Raw genomic sequence first — 20979 nt, 5'->3', positions numbered from 1 at the left:
CTTGCTTTAGCAATTTTGCATAGTTTGTAGCTACAGCGATTCTAATACCTCTGATTTCTACGAATTTATCAATTAAATCGTAAACTTCTTTTTTCAATATCGGTTTTATTTCTACTCTTTTTATATCTTCATAGGTGTTTTCTTTGAGATTATTATTAATCAGCCATACTAATTTAGAGTGCACCCATCTTACACCATAGTAATTATATTCAGCACCAATTATTTTTCCATCAAACACCACAAAATGAGATGGCTCAAATAGTCCTTCATAGTCTTTTAGATCTAATGGGGAAATGTTCTTTTTATTTGCGTCAAATTTTAATGGCAGATCTTTTGTTCTAATTTTTGATATTCTGTATAATTTCCTATTAGTGTTTGTTAACGTTTTTAGTTTCTCATACGGCTCAAGATACAATAGTTTGTCATTTTGTTGAATTAACTGCCCTGAAATCTTCGATAAAATATTGTGAATGAAGTCTGCATTTTTCTGTATTTTTTCGCCATTATTTTTTACCCACACTATTTGGTAAAAATGTATTTTTCTTGTTACTTCCCCCATTTTATATCACTTCACTTCATCTCAACATTCCCTTCAACTCCTCAAACAACCTCATAACTTCTCCTTCTTCCTTCAAAACATCTTCCAGAATCTCTCCTGCGGGTCTGTATTCTTTCTTTTTCAACTTGTTCGGATTTCTCGGGGTTAGCTCATAAGTTTCCTTATCAATTTCATTAATCTTAACTATCCACGAGTTTTCGCTTATTTCTCTATTCTGCCATTTCTCGTAACAATCCTGCCAGTCTTCATCCCTCATGGGTCTTGTCTTTGTAAAATTCTTCATTCCTTCTGGAGGTTGTATCTCGTAATACCATATCTCCTCTGTTGGTCTTGTCTTGTCAAAAAACAGGAGGTTAGTTTTAACAGGTGTCTTTCCAGATGCTGTAAATACTCCTTTGGGTAAGGAAACAATCGTATGAACATTGTAATTTTCAAGCAGTTCTTTTCTTACCCTGACAAAAGGTCCTGTTGTGTTGGATAAAACACCTTCAGGAACAACTATCCCGACTCTTCCCCCCTGCTTGATTTTCCTCATAACATACTGCAAAGCCATTAACTCTGTGTCAGAGCTTTTAACGGGAAAATTGACCTTAAATCTCTCGTCAAACTTTCCACCAAATGGCGGATTGGTGAGGATTACATCAACTCTATCTTTTTCTTGAATCTTTCTCACATCCTCAGCAAAAGTATCAACCTTGTAAATATGAGATGTGGGAAGATTATGCAAAAGAAGGTTCATTATTCCTATAAGGTAAGGGATGTCTTTCTTATCCTGTCCATAGAACATATTATGTAAAATCTTCGTTTCTTTTGTTGTAAAAACTTCTTTACTCTTGAGAATGTGGTTGTAGCTTTCGATCAGGAACCCAGAAGAGCCTAAAAATGGATCTAAAATTATTTCACCAAGTTTGGGATTAACAATCTTTACCATCAACCTTATAATAGGTCTTGGGGTGTAATACTCTCCTGCATATTTGCCCATTTCTCCAATTTCTGGTAAGAGCTCTTCGTAAAGTGCAGAAATAACATAAATATCCTCTCTGGTTCTGAACTTCAGTTCATCAAGGAGTAAAGCCACTTCTCTTAAATTGTAGCCATCTTTTAGAAAATTCTGAATTTCTTTACCGCTGAAAATAGTGGCAATTAACTCTTTCTCACCATCACCATCCAATTTGGAAAGAAAAGGGAATAGCTTGTTGTTAATGAAATCTATAAGTTCCTCACTTCTCCAATCTTTATGAACCCAATCTTTCCACCTGTATGGGGAGGGGATATTCCTCTGATATTCTTCGCCCTTCAACTTTGCCTTTAACTCTCTTTCATCCTCCAAATCATCGTAAAGCTTCAGGAAAAGCATCCATGATAACTGAACTATGTAATTCACAGAAGCGATCTCATTTCTCAGCAAATCGCAAGCCTGCTTAAATTTTGATTTTAATGTTTGCCTATCCATTATCTAACACCTCCAGCCTCATAGAGACCTTGAGAAATCCTCTCAAGAGTATGTATAAGATTTTCTATTCCACCAAAGGAATCTACAATCTCCTTCAACTTACCAATCTTCTGAATGTCTGGAGATTCCAGAGCTTCTGAAGAAATTTCCTCAATGCCACCAATCTTGTATTTTTCTATAAGGTTCAGTAAAACCCCTTTTGCGGTCTCATTGAAGGAGTTAATAAGCTGTTGTTTTTCATTTAACAATGCCTGAGCTCTATCATCTCTGCTAAGTATGGGCGCATCAAAAGCTACATGGGCAATAATATCAAAAGCATCTGCATCAGGTCTATCAAGTAATTGTGCTATTAACTCTGGATTTATGCTCTTTGCTTTTAAATCATCTAAAAATTTCTTCCTGCTCTCTTTATTTATCCAGATTTTCCTTAAATCATCCAAGGTAAGGACTTTCTTTCTCACATTTTCTTTAGCATACTCAATATATCTTGCTTTATTGAGTTTCTTACCTTCAACTTCAACATATATCTCCTCTTCAATATAAACATTGATACCCTTAACAACTACTTTACCCTCCTTTGGTTTTTTCTTTTTCAATTCAATTACAACAGCAATCTTATCCTTGAAGGGGATAGGATCTACGCTTACTTCTCTAAGTTTATAGTTTTTTGCTTCAACTTTTACTTTTACCGGTGAATGTGGACAACCATCAATAATAAATTCTCCATTTTCGTTTGTTCTCGCTGGCTTAACCATATTAACTCCTAACTTTGCTGTTACTCTTGCACTAGCAACAGGCATTCCATCTTCGCTATCTACAACCTTTCCTTTTATGAAGTAATCAAGGGGTCCTTCTGGAATATCAGGTATATACTCCTCAGGGGGTAAATCCCATGGATCCAAAAGACGAGTAGCATTTACAAAGTCTATAATTCTAAAAAAGAATTTATCTGCATCTTCACTTATTCTACTTCCTCTACCCATTATCTGTTTGAACAATACCTTGGATGCAATGGGTTTCATGAAAACAATATTTTTCACAGGAGGAATATCAACTCCTGTGCTTAATAGATCTACAGTCACAGCAATAACAGGTATCTGATATTCTGAATCTGCCATCTTCTCCGCAAGCTCTATTGCGTTTGGTTCTTCATCAACAATCCTCACCACAAAATCGTCAGCATTTACACCAGTCGAAGCAATTTCATAAGCCAATTCATTCTGCAAAATTTTTACAACATCTAAGGCGTGCTCTTTTGTTACGCAAAAAACAATAGTTTTCTCTGTTGGACCGTAAATCTTTAGTATTTCAGCAAGTTTCTTAGTCATTGCTTCTGTTCTGTCTGGTAGAGTTATGATCCTTTCAAACTCACCGACAGAATAGAAATCTTTAACCTGTGTCTCTTCAGGGGCTTCAATAATAGCACCTTCGCTTGCCATATCAGTAAGAGATATTCCTCCTTTCTTATCAATATTCATGTAAATCTTGTGAATTTTATAAGGAGATAAGAATCCATCTTCTATACCTTGTCCTAAGCTATAAACATAAACTGGAGTGCCGAAGTAAGCATAAGTGTCTATATTATCATCTCTTTTTGGTGTTGCCGTCATACCAAAATGAATAGCATCTTCAAAATGATCAAGAATCTCTTTCCATCTCCCATATCCTGATCTGTGACACTCATCAATAATTACCATATCAAAGAAATCAGGGGGATATTCCCGATAAAATCTCTTTCCATTTTTCTCTGAGTAAAGCGTTTGATATGTAGCAAAATAAATATCTCTTATTTTAGGTGCTTTTCCCTCTTTTATTACTTCTCTTGCACCTCCAAATGGTTCAAAGAATTTATTACAGGCTTGATCCCTTAACATTATTCTGTCAGCAATATAAAGTATTCTTCTGATTTTCTTAGTGTTATAGAGCTTCCATGCCACTTGAAAAGCTACATAGGTTTTACCTGTTCCGGTAGCCATAGTAAGTAGAATACGCTTTTTTCCGTTCAGAAAAGCTTCTATAATATTTCTTACTGCTGCAATCTGGTAATATCTTGGGATTTTGTTTTGGACAATTTTGTATGGATACAAAAGAGGATTTTCATCTTTGTTGAATGGCAAGAGTTTATTAAACTTCCATGATGAATACCTTTTCCATAATTCTTGGGGGGATGGGAATTTATCAAGAGTTCTTTGCTTTTTGGTTATGAAATCATATTCCTCGATCCTGTGCCCATTTGTTGAGTATGTGAATGGGACATTTAGCATTTCCGCATATCTTTTTGCCTGTTGAATTCCTGCTGCATGATGTTTTGCTTCTTCCTTTGCCTCCACAACGGCTATTGGGAAATATCTTTCTAAAAACAGAATATAATCAGGTTTCACCCCTTCCTTTCTGTTTCCGTATTCGTCTATTATCCTACCTTCAGTTATTTTTAGCTCACGCTGGATTAAATCTTCGGACCATCCTGATTCATGCAATTTCGGATCTATTAGTTTAGCCCTTGTTTCTGCTTCGTTTAGCATGATATTTTTACCCATTTCCATTAATTATTTTCAATCTCAAATTTTTAAAACCGCCGAGCCGAATTCCGGACAACTCGTTCATATACGCATTGCGCATATACTCCCATCCTGGAATTATATCTACATTGCGCGTGGGGCGTCTATAGGATTTGCCTTCTAGCATGTCCAATGGACACATATTCCCAAATTTTTGCTGATGTGGGAATAAAGCCTAAGCAGTGCTGCCCCCACTCGCCGCCAGCCTTTTCGCAAGCTCCGCGACCCGCCTTCCAAGCTTTCGGCAGTCGTCTAAGGCTTTTTCGTCGGGCGTTTTGACGGCGACGGCGCCGTAATGCCCGCCGGTTTCGAGGGGGTCGCCGACGACGAGCATGCCGTGGATGAGCATTGCTTGCAGTAACGAGAGAAGCGTGGTCTCGTTGCCGCCGAAGGGGTGTCCTGAGGACGTGAACGCCGCTCCGAGCTTGTCCACGAGCTTCCCCCGTATTTTCACGGAGTCGTTGATGAACTTTTTCATGCCGTCAGACATTGTGCCGAAATGTGTCGGCGACCCCAAAATGATGGCGTCCGCCGCCTCCAAGTCGGGAAGCGTCGTCTCCTTCACGCTCTTCACCTCGACGTCGGCACCCACCTCACGAGCGCCCTCGCCGACCGCTTTTGCCATCTTTTCGGTATTGCCCCCCAGAGAGTCATACACGATTAATACTTTCATCTTCGTGGGTTTGGCGATAAAAACTAAATAAATTTGCTCTTTTACCCGGTTTGGTGGAGGGGATTAAGTTACAGTTTTTAGCTGCGTAAGAGAAAGGAATGTTCGCTGCAAAAACAAAAGAAAAAATAAATTAAGAACCGCCCTTTGCCTCTCTGACTTTTTCTGTGAGGACGGGGACGACTTTGAAGAGATCATCGACGATACCGTAGTCCGCAACAGTGAAAATGGGCGCCTTCGGGTCTTTGTTGACGGCAACTATGGTCTCGGAGGCGCTCATCCCGGCGACGTGTTGGAAAGCGCCGCTAATTCCCAACGCCAAATATAGCTTCGGCTTGACAGTCTTACCCGACGTGCCGACCTGTCGGTCTTTGGGCAACCAGCCTTTGTCCACGATTGGGCGTGAACAAGCGATGACTGCACCGAGTTCGTTCGCGAGCTCTTCGATGATGCTGCGCACCTTTTCGTCGCTATAATCACCGACGCCACGCCCGACGGCAACGATGCGTTCCGCCTGCGTGATGTCCACTTCGCCGACTGCCGCCTCCACGTATTCCAAGAAGCGTTTCGTCGTGATTTCTTCAGTGAGCGGCGACGGCGCCTTCTCAACCTCAGCGCTCAGCCCCGGCTCCTCAGCCTTGAACGCCGCTGAGCGAATCGTCGCCATGTAGGGCGCCGTCTTAAACGAGATGCGGGCGTTCACTTTGCCGCCATACATCTGGCGGATTGCGACCAGCCGCCCATCCTGCAATTCGAAGCCGATGCAGTCCGTCGCCAACGGGATCCCGAGCTCCGCAGCCAGCGCTGGAGCCAAGTCCATGCCGAAAGACGTGTGTCCGATGAGCGTGAGTATCGGCTTCCTCTCCTTTATCAGGTGCGATAGGACCCTCTGGTAGGCTTCGGCGTTGAAATTCTCAAGCTTGTCGTCCTCGACGACGAGAATTTTGTCCGCCCAGCTCTTGAGCTGTTCCACGAAGTTGTCAATGTTCTTGCCAAGGAGCACGGCGGTGATGCTTGCGTTGAGGTTCTTTGCAAGGTCACGGCAGCCGCTCAGCATTTCAAACGTGATGTCCCGAAGCTCACCGCGCCGATGCTCCACCAAGACGAAAACCTCAGCCATCTGTTTCACCTCCTATTTCGGAATTAGCCCTCTCTCGTCAAGGATGCCTGCCAGCTTCGTCGCTGTTTCGTCAGGGGCGCCAGTGAGAATTTCTGCCATCTTCTCAACGGGTGGGATGTAAAGCTCCTCAAGCGTGAGCAACGAACCCTTCTCGCCGACCTCGTCGGGACTGAGCCCGATGTCGCTCAGGCTGAGCACCTTTAACTCCTTCTTCTTCGCCTTCCTTATGCCCATGATCGAGACGTATCTCGGCTCGTTTATCCCCGTTTGCACAGCAAGCACCGCTGGCAATTGAATCTCAAGCACCTCCTCAAGCCCCCCCTCAAGCTCGCGGTGCACCTTCGCCTTCCCGTCCTGCGGCTCGACTTTCGTGACGAGCGCCGCATGCGGAATTCCGAGAAGCTCGGCGAGCGTCTGCCCAACTTGCCCAAAGCCGTCGTCGCCAGCTTGCGCACCCGTGAAGATTATGTCGTATTCCATCCCCTTTATCACGGCGCACAATACCTTCGCAAGCGCATAAGCATCCGAACCCTCAAGCGCCGGATCCTCTATCCGAATCGCACGGTCTGCACCCTTCGCCAAGCAGCGACGCAGCGTGTCCTCCGACTCCTTCCCGCCTATCGTGATGGCAACGACCTCGCCGCCGTATTTCTCCTTCATCAGAATCGCTTCCTCCACTGCATACTCGTCCCACTCGTTTATCCCGAACGCCAGTCCCTCCTTCTTTATCCCCTTCTTATCAGGCGTGATTACGACGTCCGCCTCTGCCGTGTCCGGCACGTGCTTCACGCACACCACTATCTTCATAGCATCACCCTCCTGTTCTCTTCACTCTCCTACTCAATAGCCTCAACAAGCAACTCGGAGATGTCTTTTACCTCAATCTTGCCCTCATAGCCGGTCATTTTCACAGCATCTTCAAAAGTGAGCATGCAGAACGGACACGCCACCGCTATGATCTCGGCGCCGAGTGCCACCGCCTCCTTTACTCTCGTCTCCGCAGTCCGCTCGCCTGTTGCTGTAGCCTCTGCCCACATGCGTCCGCCGCCGCCCTCGCAGCAGACGCTCCGCTCCTTCTCACGGTCGTATTCCAGAAGCTCGACGCCTGGAATGCTCGAAATCAGCTTCCGTGGCTCCTCAAAAATCTTGTTCTGCTTGCCGAGGAAGCACGGGTCTTGGTAAATCACCTTCTTCTTCAGTTCCTTCGTGAGCTTGAGCAAGCCGTTGTCGAGCTTTTCGCAGAGAAGCTGCGTGTAGTGGAAGACCTCAGCCTTCAGCCCCTCGTATTCGTTCTTAAAAACGTTATAACAATGCGGCGACGACGTCACAATACGTTCAACGCCGTAATTCTCGAAGATTTCAACGTTTTCCTCCATGAGCATCTCGAACAGCCCAACCTCGCCCATGCGTCGAATTTCATTACCGCAGCACTTCTCCTCGTTGCCGAGGATTGCGAAGTCCACGCCTGCAGCCTTGAAGACTCGGACGAGCGACTTTGCGACGTTCTGCACCCTCGGGTCGTAAGCTGGCGTGCACCCTACGTAGTATAAATACTCTGCGCCCTCAGACGCACTCTTAAGAGAAAGTTCCGCCGCCCACTCGTCTCGTTTCGACGGCGCACGACCCCAGGGATTGCCGTTTTTGAAGGTGCTTTCGAGGGCTTCTTGGACGGTGGCTGGCACCTTTGCCTCTTCGATCAAGATGCTGCGCATTCCGATAATGACTTCGACGGGCTGTAAGTCTCGAGGGCAGCGGAGCCGGCACGTTGCGCACGTCGTGCAGTCCCAGAGGAATTCCTTGTCCAGAACCACCTCGTTGTCGAAAAGCAAAGCTTCTCGGACATGCTTCCTTGGGCTTAGCTGTGAGCGCATCGAAAGCGGGCAGCTGCCCGTACATTTCCCGCACTGCAAGCACACGAAAAGGTCATATTTTTCCCCAAAACTCTCTCCATCTATCGTCTCCATGCCCATCCCTCTGTGAGCGTTGAAAACCTATGGCTTTTAAATGCTTTCGGGCAAACGGTATAAAAAATTTCCTAAATTTAACGGGGTTGGTAAGCTTGGATGCGGCAAAGCCTCGGAAGCTCGTGGATGAGATTTTGGAGCTCGGCGATGAGATTTTCGGGAGCGGCGCTGTGGAGACGATAAAAGAATGCTTGCAATGCGGGCGCTGCACCGGGAGTTGTCCGTCAGGGAGAGTCACGGCGTTGCGCACGAGGAAGGTGTTTCTGCTCTCGCTTTTAAACCTGCGGGAGCGTTTGCTCTCAGCAGACGAGCTTTGGCTCTGCACCACGTGCTACACGTGCTACGAGCGGTGCCCTCGCAAGGTGAAAACTACGGACATCATAAGAATCGTGAGGAACATCGCCGCCAGAGAGGGATACATGGCTGATGCCCACAAGAGGGTGGCGGCGCTTGCGATAAAAACCGGGCACGCCGTCCCGATAGACGAAGCGACACGGGAACAGCGGCGGAAATTAGGGCTCACCGAAGTCCCGCCGACGACACAGACCCACGAAGCGGCGCTGAAAGAGCTTCAAGAGATTGTGAGGATGACCGGCTTCGACAAGCTCGTAGGCTTCGACTGGGCGAAGATGGACGTGTAGTGGGGGTGTGAAGAATGAAATATGCATATTTTCTGGGCTGCATCACGCCAAACCGTTACCCGGGAATAGAGGCGGCGACAAAAAAGGTTTTGAAGGCGTTTGACGTTGAGGTAGTGGAGATGGAGGGCGCCTCCTGCTGTCCAGCGCCTGGGGTTTTCGGGAGTTTCGACTTGCGGACGTGGCTGCCGCTCGCCGCCCGCAACCTGTGCATTGCGGAGGAGCTGGGCTGCGACATCATAACAACGTGCAATGGCTGCTACGGCTCGCTTCAAGAGGCAAACCACTTGCTGAAGCACGACGCACGGCTCAGAGCGCGGGTGAACGAGATTCTTAGGGGCATAGAAAAGGAATTTAAAGGCACGATAGAGGTGAAGCACGTCGTTGAGATTTTATACGATGACGTAGGGCTTGAGAGGATTAAAGAGGTGGTTAAGAAGCCGCTGGAGGGCGTGAGCGTCGCGGTCCACTACGGTTGCCACTTTCTCAAGCCATCGGAGGTAAGAGGACACGGCTCATCAGAGACGCCGACACTCCTCGACGAGCTCGTGGAGATTACTGGCGCTAAGAGTGTCGAATACAAAGATAAGCTGATGTGTTGTGGCGCCGGCGGCGGCGTGCGTGCTCGCAGCTTGGAAACTGCGCTCAAATTCACGATGCAGAAACTCGAAAACGCAAAGAACGCAGGCGCCGATTGCATAGTCCACCCGTGTGCGTTCTGCCACCTGCAATTCGACCGCGGGCAGCTTGAGATAAAAGAGAAATTTGGCGGCGAGCCGAACATGCCAGTGCTCTTCTACACGCAACTCCTCGGACTAGCGCTCGGTTTTGACGAAAAAGAGCTCGGGCTCGACTTGCAATACGTGAAAATGCCAGAGAAGCTCTTGAAATAGCTTAATGCGATTGGCGAGCGAGTTTAAAAGGAAAGCCATTCACGCCATTGGCATACTAACGCCTGTATTTTTCGAAATTTTTGGCAAACAGTTCCTAATCTTGAGCGTCCTTTTCTGCCTTTGCTTCTCTTCATTCTTCGAGTTTTTAAGACTGAAACATAACAAGCTCGTTTTTTACTCGAAACTTCTCAGGAGTTACGAGCAAGATAGACTCGCAGGTTACGTGTTTTTCCTAATCGGCATCTTGACGTGCGTCGTTATTTTTGAGAGCGCCGTGGCAATGGCAGCCATCCTAATGCTCGCAGCAGGCGATGGCATCGCCGGCGTCATGAAAGCCTTGACGACGGGAAGGTTGGCGGCGCTCGCGATGTTCGTCATAAGCACGGCGGTCGGTTGCATTTACCTCCCGTTGCCCGTCTCGATGCTCGGCGCCGTAGGCGCAACCGTTGCGGACTTCCTACCACTACACTTGAGATTCCTCGACGACAACCTCTTGATTCCTCTGTTTTCAGCAACGCTCATGCAATTAAGTATGTTTTTGCTTTTTTGAGCTCCACATGCAACTCATTTTGACAGGGCTGAAAAAGCCTCCTCGATTGTCAGAGGACAGTTTTTGTAGCCAAGTTTTTTGAAAAGGCGCACGATGCAAGGGGCTTCCAGTCCGTTAGCTTCAAGCAATTTTTCATCTGTGAGCATCTCCTTCACAGAGCCCTCCGCGACCGTCTCTTTATTCCTGCCCATAATGTAGATGCGGGTCGCGAGCTGTGGAGCTATTTCGACGTCCTGCGTCGTCGTTATTAGCGTGATTTTATGCTCCGCGTTTAGGAAATTCAAGAAGCTTATGAGCGTGTTTTTGCTCTCGGCATCCATGTTCGCAGTCGGCTCGTCCACGAGCAGAATACGGGGACGGACTGAGAGCACGGCAGCAATCGCCGCCCTCTTCTTTTCTCCGCCACTCAGCCGGAACGGCGGCTTTTCCAAAACTTCATCGAGCGAGAAAAGCTCCGTCAGCTCCTTTATACGCTCTAAAGCCTCCTCTCTTGGGATATCAAGCTGTGCGGGTCCGTATTCCAGATCCTCACGCACGGTTGCGCAGAAGAGCATGTCGTCGGCGTCCTGAAAGACGTAGCCTATGTTCCTGCGGAGCATCCTCGCGTTACGCTTTGTCAGACGCACGCCGAAAATCTTGACGTAGCCGCTCTCTGGCTGCAGCAAGCCGTCAAGGAGCATGAGAAGCGTGCTCTTCCCAGAACCGTTCGGACCAAGGATCACAACACGCTCGCCGCTCCTCACGCAGATGCTCGCACGCCTCACGCCTACTGTCCCGTCTGGATACCTGTAGCTGACTTCGTGAGCTTCCACCGCCACCATGTCGCTCTTATCCAGTTTGCAACTCATTTCCTCCGCACTCACTCAAATGCGAACGCCATGAAGAATTACTGTTGCGCTCAAAAGCAATGAGAGCAAAAGAAATAAAAAATCTTTTGGCTTTAACTGCGTTTCGCGGGTGTAAGTCTTAACTTCGGCGCTGTAACCTCTGGCGACCGCGGCAAGATGCACACGCTCGCCACGCTCCAAAGCCCGCAAGAAGAACACACCGAGCGTCTCGCCGCCAAGTCGCCACGTCTTCCTAAGTTTTTCATGCTTGAAGGTGCGGCTCTCTCTGGCGACGAGCAGCCTGTAAACCTCGTTGAGGAAGAGAAACATGTAGCGGTAAGCGATGGCGAGGACCGAGACAAAGCCGCTTGGCAGCCGTAACGCCCGCATCGCAGAAAGAAGCGACGAGAACCGCGTCGTCAGAATCAGAAGAACGAGAAGCGAAACACACGCGAAGACCCGGGCTGTGAAGTTCGTGACATAGAACATGCCCTCGTGCGTAATTTTTAAGCCTAAAGGGAGATTTAAAAGCGGCGCCCCCTCTGTAAGGAATGCCCAGGGCAGGACTACGACGAAAGAAAATGCAGGAATGAGCGTGACCCTTGCGGCGTAGGCTCTCAACGGAATTTTCGAAAGCACGGCGAGCAAGAACGACAGGAATATGATAAAAAAGGATATGGGTGGGCTGTCAGAAATCGCAACAAAAAATACGAGAATAAAGAGGGAGACGAGCTTCACTCTCGCATCTATGCTTTGCAGCACGCCCTTTTGCGACGCAATACTCTCAGTAACAAGGAAGTCTCGCAAGAGCTTCGTTATTTCCTTCAGCGATGCCTCGAGTATCTCCCTCACTGCTCTTACGCCTCAAGGCTTTTTCAGCAACGTCCCAATGCCCACTGCGAGCAGGAGCACGACGAGGCTGCCGACAATCCCTGAGATTATGCCGCCGAGTGCGGGGTTGCCAAGCGCGGGGACGTCGTAGTCTGGCATCGGCGGGTTTTCGTAAATCGGTATTTCCTCGGCGCCAAATTCCTCACCGACGTTCTCTAAGGGCTCGGAGTAGCCGACACGCTCACAAGCAATGCCGAAAAGCGGACTTATGAGCACCATCACCACTACCGCAACTATGGTCAGGAGCACCCAACGCTCACGCAGCCACTCCACTCCCACTTCAAACACCCCCCTCCGTCGCAGTCGTAAGCTCCAAAGCCGAAGCTAAGAGGTCCGCTCGCACTCGCAGCGTGTATGCGACGACCGCTGCAGTTATCACTCCTTCGATGATGCCGAGGGCAGCGTGCCAGCCTGCCATCACGGGCACGGTCACGCCAATGCCGTAGCGGAACGCTGAAGAGATGCCAATTTCGATGCCTGCGAACGCCGCAGCTGCCGTGATTCCAAGCCAGCCGCCGAAGAATGCGCCAAAAATCTTGCCACCGTCGCCGCTGACCCTTGACGCGATGGACTTATAAACGTAGTAGCCGATGAAGCAGTCAACGATTGCCATGTTCCAGACGTTAGCGCCGAGCGCCGTGATGCCGCCGTCGCCGAAAAGCAAGCACTGGATTACGAGCACGACCGTCATGGCAAGGGCGCCTGCGTAGGGACCGAGGAAGATTGCGGCGAGGGCGCCGCCGACAAAGTGCGCCGACGTCCCGCCGGGAATCGGCCAGTTCAGCATCTGCGCCGCAAAAATAGCAGCGGCGAGCACTCCGAGTAGCGGCACTTGACGCTCCTGAAGTATGTCTTTCGAGCGGCGGAGCGCAAAGAATAAGACTATTGCGCTCAACACGTAGAACAACACGAATACCCATGCATCCAAATAGCCGTCAGGTATGTGCATGTTACCCCCAAATTTCTGAACTATTTGTGTTGTTTTAAAACTTTTGGTAATAATTCGCTTTAGCCGTAAATGATGATAAGCAGCTGACTACGGGAGTGGCGTCCAGTTCAGCTCATAAGGCTCTTCAATCAGAAACAGGAGATTAACAGCGAAAGTAGTCCTATGATAAATATTGCGGGGAAGTTCCCGGCGCCGCCGACGCTAAGGAAGGCGCTTCCTTCATCCTCCTCCTCTAACGCCAAAATCCTGAAGACCACACCCACGAGTATGCCGAGAATCGCAGACGTGAATATCAGCGGCGCTGCGTTTTCTTGACAAAGGAGGAAGCCAAGGGGGATTGCGAAAATACCAACGTAGCTTGGGACTGTAACTCCGACGCCACCTGTCATTTCGGAAATGAAATAAGTAAGAATGATGATTAGAAGCGTGAGCGTCGCCACTTCCAAAGGTGGGCATTTGCGCAGGAGGTAGGCAGAAAAAGCTACGGGCAATACAAAACCGCCAATGTTCAATGTTACCACGGAATTCTTCCCCTTCATACCCCCCTCTACTACAACGCCAAACATCTTTTTTATGAGCGCAAGCTCCCTTTCTGTGTATTTTGGCCTCGCTGTCGGCAGCGTGTAAACCGGAATTTCGACGAAGCTCCCCAAAAGCATGACTACGAGCACTGCAAGAAACTCAAGCGCAAGACTACTACCGCTCTCGTATCTTGCGACGCAAAGGAAGACGCAAGGAATAAGAATAAGAGCGGAGACGTAAAAGAACTTTGCATCCGCAGCCCTTGAGAGCTTTATCATTGCATCTGTAATTAGTCAATAAAAGTTTTAAAAAACTTTCTACATTTGCACGTTCCGTGCATTGACGTTGCTTATCTAAACACAGTTTCAAATTTCTGACGATATTTGATTACGTTCGCGGTCGCTCGAGTTGCCTTGATAGCGGCGCGCTCCGAGACGGGCGTCGTTTTCAAAGCTTCGGCCTCCAGGTTATCGTTGCTGCTCATAGCCAAACGCAAGCCGACGCATTGGATGGTGTTGGGACCCTAAAGCTGCGTGAGCTTTCGTCTCGTGCGACGTGAGGATGACGCAGCCCCGTGACACATAGAGCAAACGTGCCTCGGTGGAAAGCGAGGAAAAATCGTAACTTATATCAAAGGGGTCTGCTTAGCACATCTACATATGATAATCACGAAAGAGAAGCCAGTAGAGGAAATATTAAGCTACATCGAGCCTTACAAGAGCGTGCTCGTCGTGGGCTGTGACGGCTGCGTCCAGCCGCCTCGTGGGCTGCGGGAGGCTGAAAAACTCGCGTCCATGATTGAAATGGCGAGGAAAGCCAAGGGGCAGGAGGTTAAGGTGGCGGCAACGACCGTTACGAGACAGTGCTGCATCGAAGGACTGCGCAACCAAATCAATGTTGATGGTTATGAGGCTGTTGTCTCGATGGCGTGTGGCATCGGCGTGCAAGTGCTCACGATGGTCTTTCCTGAGGTCCAGACGTTTCCTGCTCAGAACACGGTCTTCATAGGCTACGAGGAGAAGCGGGAGGGCAACATGTATGAAGCGTGCGTCGCCTGCGGCGACTGCATGCTCGGCTACACAGGGGGAATCTGCCCGGTGGCGAGGTGCGCAAAGAGCCTCATGAACGGACCTTGCGGCGGATGCGTCGAGGGCAAGTGCGAGGTTGAAGTCGAGATCCGGGACTGGAAAGGCGAGGTCGTGGAGGTTGTGAAGAACGACTGCGCTTGGTATTTGATATTCAACAGGCTGAAAGAGATTGGGCGGCTCGACCTTTACCGCATGTATCGCCCACCGAAGAACTGGGCACTCGCAACCGGTCCGAGGAGGTTGTAGGGGGTGGTTTTGATGGCGAAGGAACGGAAGGCGTTTTCAAACTTGATGAAAGCCATAGAGCGTGGCGAGTTCGTTTACACGGGTGAGCTCGAGCCGCACAGGAGCATAGACTTATCGGACGTGAAGGACTGGGCTACGACGCTCAAAAACACCGGAAAAATAATAGCGGCGAATGTCACCGACAACCCGAGGAGCGACTCTGCGATCAGCTCGCTCGTCGCCGCTTACATCGTGCAGCGGGACACAGGGCTCGAGACCGTTTATCAGCTGAGAACTGCAGACCGCAACCGCCTGGCGTTGCTCTCCGACATTCTTGGGGCGGCGGCGCTCGGCTTGAGGAATATATTGGCTCTGACGGGCGACCACACGAAAATAGGGACGACGCCTGCCGCGAAGCCGGTTTTCGACTTCGACTCTGCCCATCTCGTAGCGCTCATCCACAACTTAGTTTACGAGGGCAAAGACCTTGACGGCAACGAGGTTCACGGTCCAAAACCCGAGATTAATGTGGGCGTCGCCGGCAACCCGAACATGGACCCGCTCGAAGCTGAGGTGCTGAAGCTGGAGCGCAAGGCGGAGGTCGGCGCCGACTTCGTGCAGACGCAAGTGATTTTCGACGTCGAGGTCGCACGGCGTTTCTTAAAAGCGGTGGAGCACATCGGAATCCCAGTGCTCATTGGTATCTTTCCGCCTCGCTCCTACGGGCAGGCGTCATTCTTCGACAAATACGTGCCGGGTGTTACAGTCCCGGAAGAGTTCCTCGAAGCCTTTAAGAAGTTCAAGGAAATCGAGGACAAAGAACGACGCAAGGAGAAAATCAACGAGTATAACGTGGAATACTTCGTGAACTTCATCAAGGAGGTGAAAAAGGAAAAGGCGTGCGCCGGCATCCACATCATGGCGGTCGGCTACCCCGATGTCATTGGTCCAATCATAGAAGGGGTGGAAAAATAATTCCCCCCCATTATTTGTGCCACGGGGGGAACTCGTGGAAAAATCGTAACATTTTTATCTAACCATCTGGAATACGAAAGCGGGGCGTAGGAGGATGAAACTGGCGGCTGTTGAGAAGAACTCGGCAAAAGGCAATGATGCGGGGGGCAAGTTTTGCAGCTTTTGCAGGAAGAAGTCGCCATGGGTATTCCACGTGAACACCGGTTCGTGCAACAACTGTGACATTGAGATCGTAGCGGCTCTGACGCCGAGGTTCGACGTCGAACGCTTCGGCATCCTGCTGGAGGGCAGCCCGAGGCACGCGGACATCCTCTTGGTCACGGGGCCGGTTACGAGACAGGCGGCTCCAAGGGTGCGCCGAGTTTACGAGCAGACGCCGGAACCAAAGCTTGTAATGGGCATCGGAACCTGCACGGCGACAGGTGGCGTCTTCAAAGGCGGCTATAACATCGTCGGACCGCTCGACAAGATAATCCCCGTAGACATCTACGTCATCGGCTGCCCACCGAGACCACAGGCTATAATTGACGGCGTCGTGAAGGCGTTAGAAAAGTTGTAAGCTTGGGTTAGCGTGACAGGAGGGTTGATAAAATGCTCGTGGAGTTGGGGGCGTTGCTGGCGGTCGCTGCCTTCGCAGCGTCCGAGTTCAAAGATTTTTACTACTCAATAGCAGCGTTAATCGCCTTAGGCGTCATACTGTCGTTAATGTTAGAGGTTTCAGAAGCGGCTTTGAACTTCGTCACGATGGCAGTTCTGGTTCCGGGAATTTTGCTCTGGACTCTCAGGAAGACGGGGGTGCGAGAAGACAGTGCGGCGTTCAGTGGCATGCCGTCCGTCGCAGTTCTCTTAATGATGCTCCTTGTCACGACGTATCCTGCGCTGCTTTTTCTCGATGCGTTAAACATCTCAAATGTTGGAATTTATGGCGCTCTTATCATTCTAATAGGGGCATACTGCATGCTCACGAAATCCGATGCTCTGAAAGTGTTGATAGGCTTCGTGATGGTCGAGGCGGGCTTCCACCAGATATTAAGCGTTACCGCTCACTCGCCATCTCTGAGTGTCGTCCTGCATGCCGTTCTTTTAATCGCAATCCTCACGGGCGTTTACATCGTGATTACCATACATGAGAGGACAGGAAGCTTCAGCACAATGAATCTAAAGGCGTTGAGGTGGTAAAATGGAGAGCTACTTGCCCATATATGCGCTGGCGTCGCCGCTCGTGGGTGCGCTCGTAGCGTTAATATCGCCGAAGGGCGTGCGTGAGGCAGCCTCGACGATTTTCGCAGCGATTCCACTCTTGATTCTCGGCATGATGACACCTTACGTTTTGGCAGGAGAGACGCTTATTTGTAATGTAGGGATTTTGTTTGGGGTCGATACGCTTTCTTGGCTCATCCTGCTCGTGGTCACGCTGCTTGGCTTTTTGGCGGTTGTTTATTCCATAGGCTATGCCGAGAAGGAGATTGAAGAGGGGAGGCTTAACGCCTATTACTGTTTCGTGTTGCTGTTCGTCGCTTCGATGGTCGGCATGGCGATGGTACAGAACCTTCTTTACCTCTACGTTTTCATGGAAGTGATGACGGTAACGTCGGCGCTCGCAGTCGTCATGAAGGGCGTGCCTGAAGCCTTAGAAGCATCTTACAAGTATTTAATCCTTAGCCTTTTCGGCTCTGTCTTCATAATCTTGAGCATAGCTATTTTCCTAACGCAAGCGCATACGCTCGCCCTTGACGGAATAAGAACGGGTCTTCAGGCGGCGGTGGGCGGCAGCGTATTGCTGAACGTTGCAGTCGTCTGCTTGGTCTTCGGCTTCGGCACGAAAGCGGGCATGGTGCCGCTGCATGCGTGGCTGCCGGACGTGCACGCCGAAGCGCCGACACCTGTGAGTGCGCTCTTCTCAGGTGCGGCAATACACATGGGCATCTACGCCCTTTTCAGGTCATTGCTTGCAGTCATGCCGGCGCTCGACGGCTTTGGCGGTCTTTTGGCGGCGCTCGGCTTGATAACAATGATTGTCGGGCTTGCGATGGCGATTGCGCAGCGGGACTTGAAGCGGATGCTTGCGTATTCAAGTATAGACGAGATCGGCTACATGCTGCTGGCGTTCGGCATGGGCACGTCGCTCGGGGTGAGTGGTGCTATCTTCCACATCTTCAACCACGCCCTTGCGAAAGCGTTACTGTTCCTTTGCGCTGGCGTCGTGCTCTACCACGCCGGTCGCAACATTTACGAGCTGGGTGGATTAGCTTCGAAGATGCCGACCGTCGCCGTTGGTTTCCTTGTAGGGCTGCTTGCGATTTCAGGAGTGCCGCCGCTCAACGGCTTCTGGAGCAAGCTCATGATTTACAAGGCGACGTTCGACGCCGGCTTCTGGTATTACACCATAATTGCGATGGTTGCAAGCGTGATGACGCTCGCTTATTACTTAAGAGCTTTTCACCGGATTTTCATGGCAGAGCCTGAGGCATGGCGCAAGGTTTCGGAGCTTCCGACGGCTAAGCTCGAAGAGGTTGTCGCAGCCCCGATAACAACGCACGCCGCAGGCGTTACGACGCCGACGGCGGCAGCCGCAGCGACGAATCCGGGAAGGACGCCGACTTCCATGTTAATTCCAATAATCGTATTAGCGGTGGCATGTCTCCTCGTGGGCTTTTTCCCTGAGGTGTTGCTGAAGATTGTGGAAAGTTGTGTTATGGGGGTGATGCCGTGATGCTTCCGCACGCACCAGCGTTGGCGATTGCCGTTCCAATCGTCTTTGCAGCGCTCTCTCCGCTGCTCATCAAGCCGTTGAAAGCGAGAGGGTGGTTTGCAACCTTAGGCGCAATCATATCGTTCGTGTTCGTAGTTTCGATGCTCCCGGACGTGCTCGGCGGCAAGACCATAATTTACGAGGCGGCGTGGATTCCGAGCTTGGACGTGCATCTCGCATTATACGTGGATGCGTTGAGCTTGCTCTTCGCCCTGATAGCCACGGGTTTCGGCATGTTCGCGATGCTCTATTCCGTGGATGACATGGCGCATGAAGGTAAAGGGCTTGCTCGTTTCTATGTTTGGATGACTTTGTTCTTGGGCTCGATGGTCGGACTCGTGCTCGCTGGCGACCTTCTCCTACTGTTCGTCTTCTGGTAGATGACTTCGCTGACGTCCTACGGACTTATTAGTTTCTACAGTGGGGTCGAGGATGTTAGAGGCGGCACGAAAGCCTTTGTGATAACACACGTCGGCGGCATCTTCCTGCTCCTCGGCATTTTCATCGTTTATCTCAAAACTGGAAGCTTCCTCTTCACCGATGTGGCGGCGGCTGGGCTGCCAGCAAAAGATTTCTGGCTGTCCGTTGCCATCGCTTCATTTATCATCGGCGCAATGGCAAAATCCGTGCAGTTTCCAATGCATAACTGGCTGCCGGACGCCACCGTTGCGCCGTCGCCGGTCACAGCTTACCTGCACGCAGCGGCGATGGTCAAAGCCGGCGTTTACCTAATTGCGAGGATGTATACGTTGTTCCCTGAAAGTTTCGGCACTCTTACATCTTGGCACGCCATCGTCGTTCTAATAGGTGTGGCGACGATGCTCGTTGCGTCGTTCAACATGATTGTGCAGCGGAACTTCAAGCGGCTCATCGCTTACTGCACGATAACGCAAATCGGCTACATGGTAATGGCGCTCGGCTTGGGCACGACGCTCGGCGTCGCCGCCGGGCTCCTGCATTGTTTGAATCATGCAATCTTCAAGGGTTGTTTGTTCCTCTGCGCCGGCGCCCTGATCTACGCAACAGGCTCTAAGTATCTCGACGACTACGGTGGGCTTGCAAGAAACATGCCTCTTACGATGGCAGCCACGGTGATTTCGGCGATGGCAGTCGCAGGCGTCCCGCCACTCAGCGGTTTCGCCAGCAAATGGTTGATTTTCAACGCCTGCTTGGAGGCTGGCTATGCATGGGCTGCTGTCATTGCGATGTTCGTGAGTGCGCTCACGCTCGCAGCCTTCGTCATGGCGATACACTCAGCGTTCTTCGGGCGGCGCCCTGAAAGGCTTAAGAGCGTTAAAGAGGTGCCGGCGACGATGAGCGGCACGCTCTTGATACTCTCGGCGATAACGGTGCTTTTCGGCGTGGCGCCGCAATTCCCGATGAAGTATTTGATATTGCCAGCAGCCGCCACGCTAACGGGCGCTGCCGCTCCCGTCGAATATTATGGACTCATCACGGACATTGGCGTCTGGGGTGCGAGCGTTGCAACCGCTCTCATACTTGTAGGGCTGCTCGTCGGCGCTCTCATATATTTGTGGGGTATTAGGACGTCTCCGAAGGCGCCGACGCCACAGAAGCTTAAAGTCTTCGTTGGCGGCGAAGAGCTCAGCATCGAAGAGACACAGTTCTCAGCCCTAAACTTTTACTCGGGTATAAAGACGCACCTACGAGGCTTCTATGACTTTGCGTTCCGTGGTGGCATGGACATTATAAATTTCGGAGCGGCAAGGGGCATCCAGCGGGCTTGTAACGGCTTCAGGAAGACCCATACTGGCTCAGTGCACATGTATCTGCTATGGTTCGTGGCGTTTGCCATAATATTGCTTGCGACGGCTTTCATCATAGGGTGATGCACATGAAGGAGCCGCTGAGCGACAAGGAGCGTGAAAGGGAGGAGATGAGGATAATAGGGCGGTTAAAGGAGGCTCTTGGCGAGGCTTTCATAAAACACGAGTTCAGGCGCTATTTGAGAAAGAGGACGGCGTTTGTGACGATAAGAAAGGAGGGGATACGGCAAGCGGCTGAGATATTGCTTGAGGAGGGGGCGAGGCTGATGACGGCGTCCGGCGTGGACCTCGGCGCCAAGCGTCCCGAACTTGAAGTCATCTATCATTTCGTCATTGATGACAAGGGGATTATCCTGAACATAAGGGAGATCGTTCCGAAGGAGAAGCCTATAGTGGACTCTATAACCCCTCTAATTCCGGGGGCGAACTTCATAGAGCGGGAGATTCATGACCTCTTCGGCATATACTTTGAAGGGCATCCTGAAATTCATAAGCGAGTCATAATTGCGGACGACTGGCCTGAGGGCGTTTACCCGTTAAGAAAGAAGGACTGAGGTG

At 50.1% G+C, this 20979-nt stretch carries 23 protein-coding genes; 11 read left to right on the top strand and 12 right to left on the bottom strand.

Annotated elements, in window-relative coordinates; translation table 11 throughout:
- The 7 genes from ACXJJA_RS00950 to ACXJJA_RS00920 all read right to left on the bottom strand — a co-directional run.
- Window positions 1-559, bottom strand: a 559-nt coding sequence (locus ACXJJA_RS00950) for a hypothetical protein (protein WP_456486350.1), incomplete at its 3' end; no start/stop codon positions are given.
- Window positions 560-575: 16 nt separating this feature from the next.
- On the bottom strand, window positions 576-2012 hold the full coding sequence (locus ACXJJA_RS00945) for a type I restriction-modification system subunit M (RefSeq protein ID WP_456486349.1): 1437 nt from the start codon (window positions 2010-2012) through the stop codon (window positions 576-578).
- Window positions 2012-4534 (bottom strand): EcoAI/FtnUII family type I restriction enzme subunit R, encoded by a 2523-nt coding sequence (gene hsdR, locus ACXJJA_RS00940; protein ID WP_456486353.1) that lies wholly within the window; start codon window positions 4532-4534, stop codon window positions 2012-2014. The genes ACXJJA_RS00945 and hsdR overlap by 1 nt, the downstream gene beginning before the upstream one ends.
- A gap of 211 nt (window positions 4535-4745) precedes the next feature.
- Window positions 4746-5243, bottom strand: coding sequence for a flavodoxin family protein (locus ACXJJA_RS00935; protein WP_456486348.1), 498 nt, complete (start codon window positions 5241-5243; stop codon window positions 4746-4748).
- A gap of 130 nt (window positions 5244-5373) precedes the next feature.
- A complete protein-coding gene (locus ACXJJA_RS00930) occupies window positions 5374-6360 on the bottom strand; it encodes an electron transfer flavoprotein subunit alpha/FixB family protein (protein WP_456486347.1) in 987 nt (328 codons plus the stop codon).
- A gap of 12 nt (window positions 6361-6372) precedes the next feature.
- A complete protein-coding gene (locus tag ACXJJA_RS00925) occupies window positions 6373-7167 on the bottom strand; it encodes an electron transfer flavoprotein subunit beta/FixA family protein (RefSeq protein ID WP_456486346.1) in 795 nt (264 codons plus the stop codon).
- A 29-nt stretch (window positions 7168-7196) separates the two neighbouring features.
- Window positions 7197-8330, bottom strand: coding sequence for a (Fe-S)-binding protein (locus ACXJJA_RS00920; RefSeq protein WP_456486345.1), 1134 nt, complete (start codon window positions 8328-8330; stop codon window positions 7197-7199).
- A 23-nt stretch (window positions 8331-8353) separates the two neighbouring features.
- On the opposite strand from ACXJJA_RS00920, the gene hdrC reads away from it, so the two are divergent.
- Genes hdrC through ACXJJA_RS00905 form a run of 3 tightly spaced genes read left to right on the top strand, consistent with a single transcriptional unit; the run spans window position 8354 to window position 10405 of the window.
- On the top strand, window positions 8354-8965 hold the full coding sequence (gene hdrC, locus ACXJJA_RS00915; protein WP_456486344.1) for a CoB--CoM heterodisulfide reductase subunit C: 612 nt from the start codon (window positions 8354-8356) through the stop codon (window positions 8963-8965).
- A 14-nt stretch (window positions 8966-8979) separates the two neighbouring features.
- The gene (gene hdrB / locus ACXJJA_RS00910; RefSeq protein WP_456486343.1) at window positions 8980-9855 is read left to right on the top strand and encodes a CoB--CoM heterodisulfide reductase subunit B; all 876 of its coding nucleotides are present in this window, start codon (window positions 8980-8982) and stop codon (window positions 9853-9855) included.
- 4 nt (window positions 9856-9859) lie between these two features.
- Window positions 9860-10405: a hypothetical protein gene (locus ACXJJA_RS00905; RefSeq protein ID WP_456486342.1), complete on the top strand. Its 546-nt coding sequence runs from the start codon at window positions 9860-9862 to the stop codon at window positions 10403-10405.
- Between the two features lie 14 nt (window positions 10406-10419).
- Here ACXJJA_RS00905 and ACXJJA_RS00900 read toward each other — a convergent pair whose 3' ends face one another.
- From ACXJJA_RS00900 to ACXJJA_RS00880, 5 genes are all read right to left on the bottom strand, one after another.
- Window positions 10420-11253 carry an energy-coupling factor ABC transporter ATP-binding protein gene (locus tag ACXJJA_RS00900; protein ID WP_456486341.1) on the bottom strand — a complete coding sequence of 278 codons (834 nt, stop codon included), beginning with the start codon at window positions 11251-11253 and terminating at the stop codon, window positions 10420-10422.
- A 15-nt stretch (window positions 11254-11268) separates the two neighbouring features.
- Window positions 11269-12084 (bottom strand): cobalt ECF transporter T component CbiQ, encoded by an 816-nt coding sequence (gene cbiQ, locus ACXJJA_RS00895; protein ID WP_456486340.1) that lies wholly within the window; start codon window positions 12082-12084, stop codon window positions 11269-11271.
- 12 nt (window positions 12085-12096) lie between these two features.
- Entirely contained in the window at window positions 12097-12411 is a 315-nt protein-coding gene (locus ACXJJA_RS00890) for a PDGLE domain-containing protein (RefSeq protein ID WP_456486339.1), read from the bottom strand.
- Window positions 12404-13072, bottom strand: a complete 669-nt coding sequence (locus ACXJJA_RS00885) for an energy-coupling factor ABC transporter permease (protein WP_456486338.1) — start codon at window positions 13070-13072, stop codon at window positions 12404-12406. Before ACXJJA_RS00885 ends, ACXJJA_RS00890 begins: the two co-directional genes overlap by 8 nt.
- Window positions 13073-13200: 128 nt before the next feature.
- On the bottom strand, window positions 13201-13872 hold the full coding sequence (locus ACXJJA_RS00880) for a DUF1614 domain-containing protein (protein WP_456486337.1): 672 nt from the start codon (window positions 13870-13872) through the stop codon (window positions 13201-13203).
- Between the two features lie 381 nt (window positions 13873-14253).
- Between ACXJJA_RS00880 and ACXJJA_RS00875 the strand changes: the two genes are divergently transcribed.
- The 8 genes from ACXJJA_RS00875 (at window position 14254) to ACXJJA_RS00840 (ending at window position 20975) form a co-directional block, all read left to right on the top strand.
- Complete coding sequence (locus tag ACXJJA_RS00875) at window positions 14254-14928, top strand: methylenetetrahydrofolate reductase C-terminal domain-containing protein (protein ID WP_456486336.1); 675 nt, start codon at window positions 14254-14256, stop codon at window positions 14926-14928.
- A 12-nt stretch (window positions 14929-14940) separates the two neighbouring features.
- Window positions 14941-15882 carry a methylenetetrahydrofolate reductase gene (locus ACXJJA_RS00870; RefSeq protein WP_456486335.1) on the top strand — a complete coding sequence of 314 codons (942 nt, stop codon included), beginning with the start codon at window positions 14941-14943 and terminating at the stop codon, window positions 15880-15882.
- Window positions 15883-15976: 94 nt separating this feature from the next.
- The gene (locus ACXJJA_RS00865) at window positions 15977-16441 is read left to right on the top strand and encodes an NADH-quinone oxidoreductase subunit B family protein (RefSeq protein ID WP_456486334.1); all 465 of its coding nucleotides are present in this window, start codon (window positions 15977-15979) and stop codon (window positions 16439-16441) included.
- A gap of 32 nt (window positions 16442-16473) precedes the next feature.
- On the top strand, window positions 16474-17061 hold the full coding sequence (locus ACXJJA_RS00860; protein ID WP_456486333.1) for a hypothetical protein: 588 nt from the start codon (window positions 16474-16476) through the stop codon (window positions 17059-17061).
- Between the two features lies 1 nt (window position 17062).
- A complete protein-coding gene (locus ACXJJA_RS00855) occupies window positions 17063-18595 on the top strand; it encodes a complex I subunit 5 family protein (RefSeq protein WP_456486332.1) in 1533 nt (510 codons plus the stop codon).
- Complete coding sequence (locus ACXJJA_RS00850) at window positions 18595-19014, top strand: hypothetical protein (protein WP_456486352.1); 420 nt, start codon at window positions 18595-18597, stop codon at window positions 19012-19014. Before ACXJJA_RS00855 ends, ACXJJA_RS00850 begins: the two co-directional genes overlap by 1 nt.
- Complete coding sequence (locus ACXJJA_RS00845; RefSeq protein ID WP_456486331.1) at window positions 19015-20484, top strand: NADH-quinone oxidoreductase subunit 5 family protein; 1470 nt, start codon at window positions 19015-19017, stop codon at window positions 20482-20484.
- Window positions 20484-20975 carry an NADH-quinone oxidoreductase subunit C gene (locus ACXJJA_RS00840; protein ID WP_456486330.1) on the top strand — a complete coding sequence of 164 codons (492 nt, stop codon included), beginning with the start codon at window positions 20484-20486 and terminating at the stop codon, window positions 20973-20975. Before ACXJJA_RS00845 ends, ACXJJA_RS00840 begins: the two co-directional genes overlap by 1 nt.
- Window positions 20976-20979: the final 4 nt, after the last annotated feature.

The sequence above is a fragment of the Candidatus Alkanophaga liquidiphilum genome (assembly GCF_053996935.1).
Note: the sequence above shows the minus strand (reverse complement) of the source record. Positions and strands in the feature narration are given on the sequence as shown.

Excerpts from the sequence above, each read along its gene's own strand:
- ACXJJA_RS00945 (WP_456486349.1), bottom strand. The coding sequence starts at position 2,012 with ATGGATAGGCAAACATTAAAATCAAAATTTAAGCAGGCTTGCGATTTG.
- hsdR (WP_456486353.1), bottom strand. The coding sequence starts at position 4,534 with ATGCTAAACGAAGCAGAAACAAGGGCTAAACTAATAGATCCGAAATTG.
- ACXJJA_RS00935 (WP_456486348.1), bottom strand. The coding sequence starts at position 5,243 with ATGAAAGTATTAATCGTGTATGACTCTCTGGGGGGCAATACCGAAAAG.
- ACXJJA_RS00930 (WP_456486347.1), bottom strand. The coding sequence starts at position 6,360 with ATGGCTGAGGTTTTCGTCTTGGTGGAGCATCGGCGCGGTGAGCTTCGG.
- ACXJJA_RS00925 (WP_456486346.1), bottom strand. The coding sequence starts at position 7,167 with ATGAAGATAGTGGTGTGCGTGAAGCACGTGCCGGACACGGCAGAGGCG.
- ACXJJA_RS00920 (WP_456486345.1), bottom strand. The coding sequence starts at position 8,330 with ATGGGCATGGAGACGATAGATGGAGAGAGTTTTGGGGAAAAATATGAC.
- hdrC (WP_456486344.1), top strand. The coding sequence starts at position 8,354 with ATGGCTTTTAAATGCTTTCGGGCAAACGGTATAAAAAATTTCCTAAAT.
- hdrB (WP_456486343.1), top strand. The coding sequence starts at position 8,980 with ATGAAATATGCATATTTTCTGGGCTGCATCACGCCAAACCGTTACCCG.
- ACXJJA_RS00905 (WP_456486342.1), top strand. The coding sequence starts at position 9,860 with ATGCGATTGGCGAGCGAGTTTAAAAGGAAAGCCATTCACGCCATTGGC.
- ACXJJA_RS00900 (WP_456486341.1), bottom strand. The coding sequence starts at position 11,253 with ATGAGTTGCAAACTGGATAAGAGCGACATGGTGGCGGTGGAAGCTCAC.
- ACXJJA_RS00885 (WP_456486338.1), bottom strand. The coding sequence starts at position 13,072 with ATGCACATACCTGACGGCTATTTGGATGCATGGGTATTCGTGTTGTTC.
- ACXJJA_RS00880 (WP_456486337.1), bottom strand. The coding sequence starts at position 13,872 with ATGATAAAGCTCTCAAGGGCTGCGGATGCAAAGTTCTTTTACGTCTCC.
- ACXJJA_RS00875 (WP_456486336.1), top strand. The coding sequence starts at position 14,254 with ATGATAATCACGAAAGAGAAGCCAGTAGAGGAAATATTAAGCTACATC.
- ACXJJA_RS00870 (WP_456486335.1), top strand. The coding sequence starts at position 14,941 with ATGGCGAAGGAACGGAAGGCGTTTTCAAACTTGATGAAAGCCATAGAG.
- ACXJJA_RS00865 (WP_456486334.1), top strand. The coding sequence starts at position 15,977 with ATGAAACTGGCGGCTGTTGAGAAGAACTCGGCAAAAGGCAATGATGCG.
- ACXJJA_RS00860 (WP_456486333.1), top strand. The coding sequence starts at position 16,474 with ATGCTCGTGGAGTTGGGGGCGTTGCTGGCGGTCGCTGCCTTCGCAGCG.
- ACXJJA_RS00855 (WP_456486332.1), top strand. The coding sequence starts at position 17,063 with ATGGAGAGCTACTTGCCCATATATGCGCTGGCGTCGCCGCTCGTGGGT.
- ACXJJA_RS00850 (WP_456486352.1), top strand. The coding sequence starts at position 18,595 with ATGCTTCCGCACGCACCAGCGTTGGCGATTGCCGTTCCAATCGTCTTT.
- ACXJJA_RS00845 (WP_456486331.1), top strand. The coding sequence starts at position 19,015 with ATGACTTCGCTGACGTCCTACGGACTTATTAGTTTCTACAGTGGGGTC.
- ACXJJA_RS00840 (WP_456486330.1), top strand. The coding sequence starts at position 20,484 with ATGCACATGAAGGAGCCGCTGAGCGACAAGGAGCGTGAAAGGGAGGAG.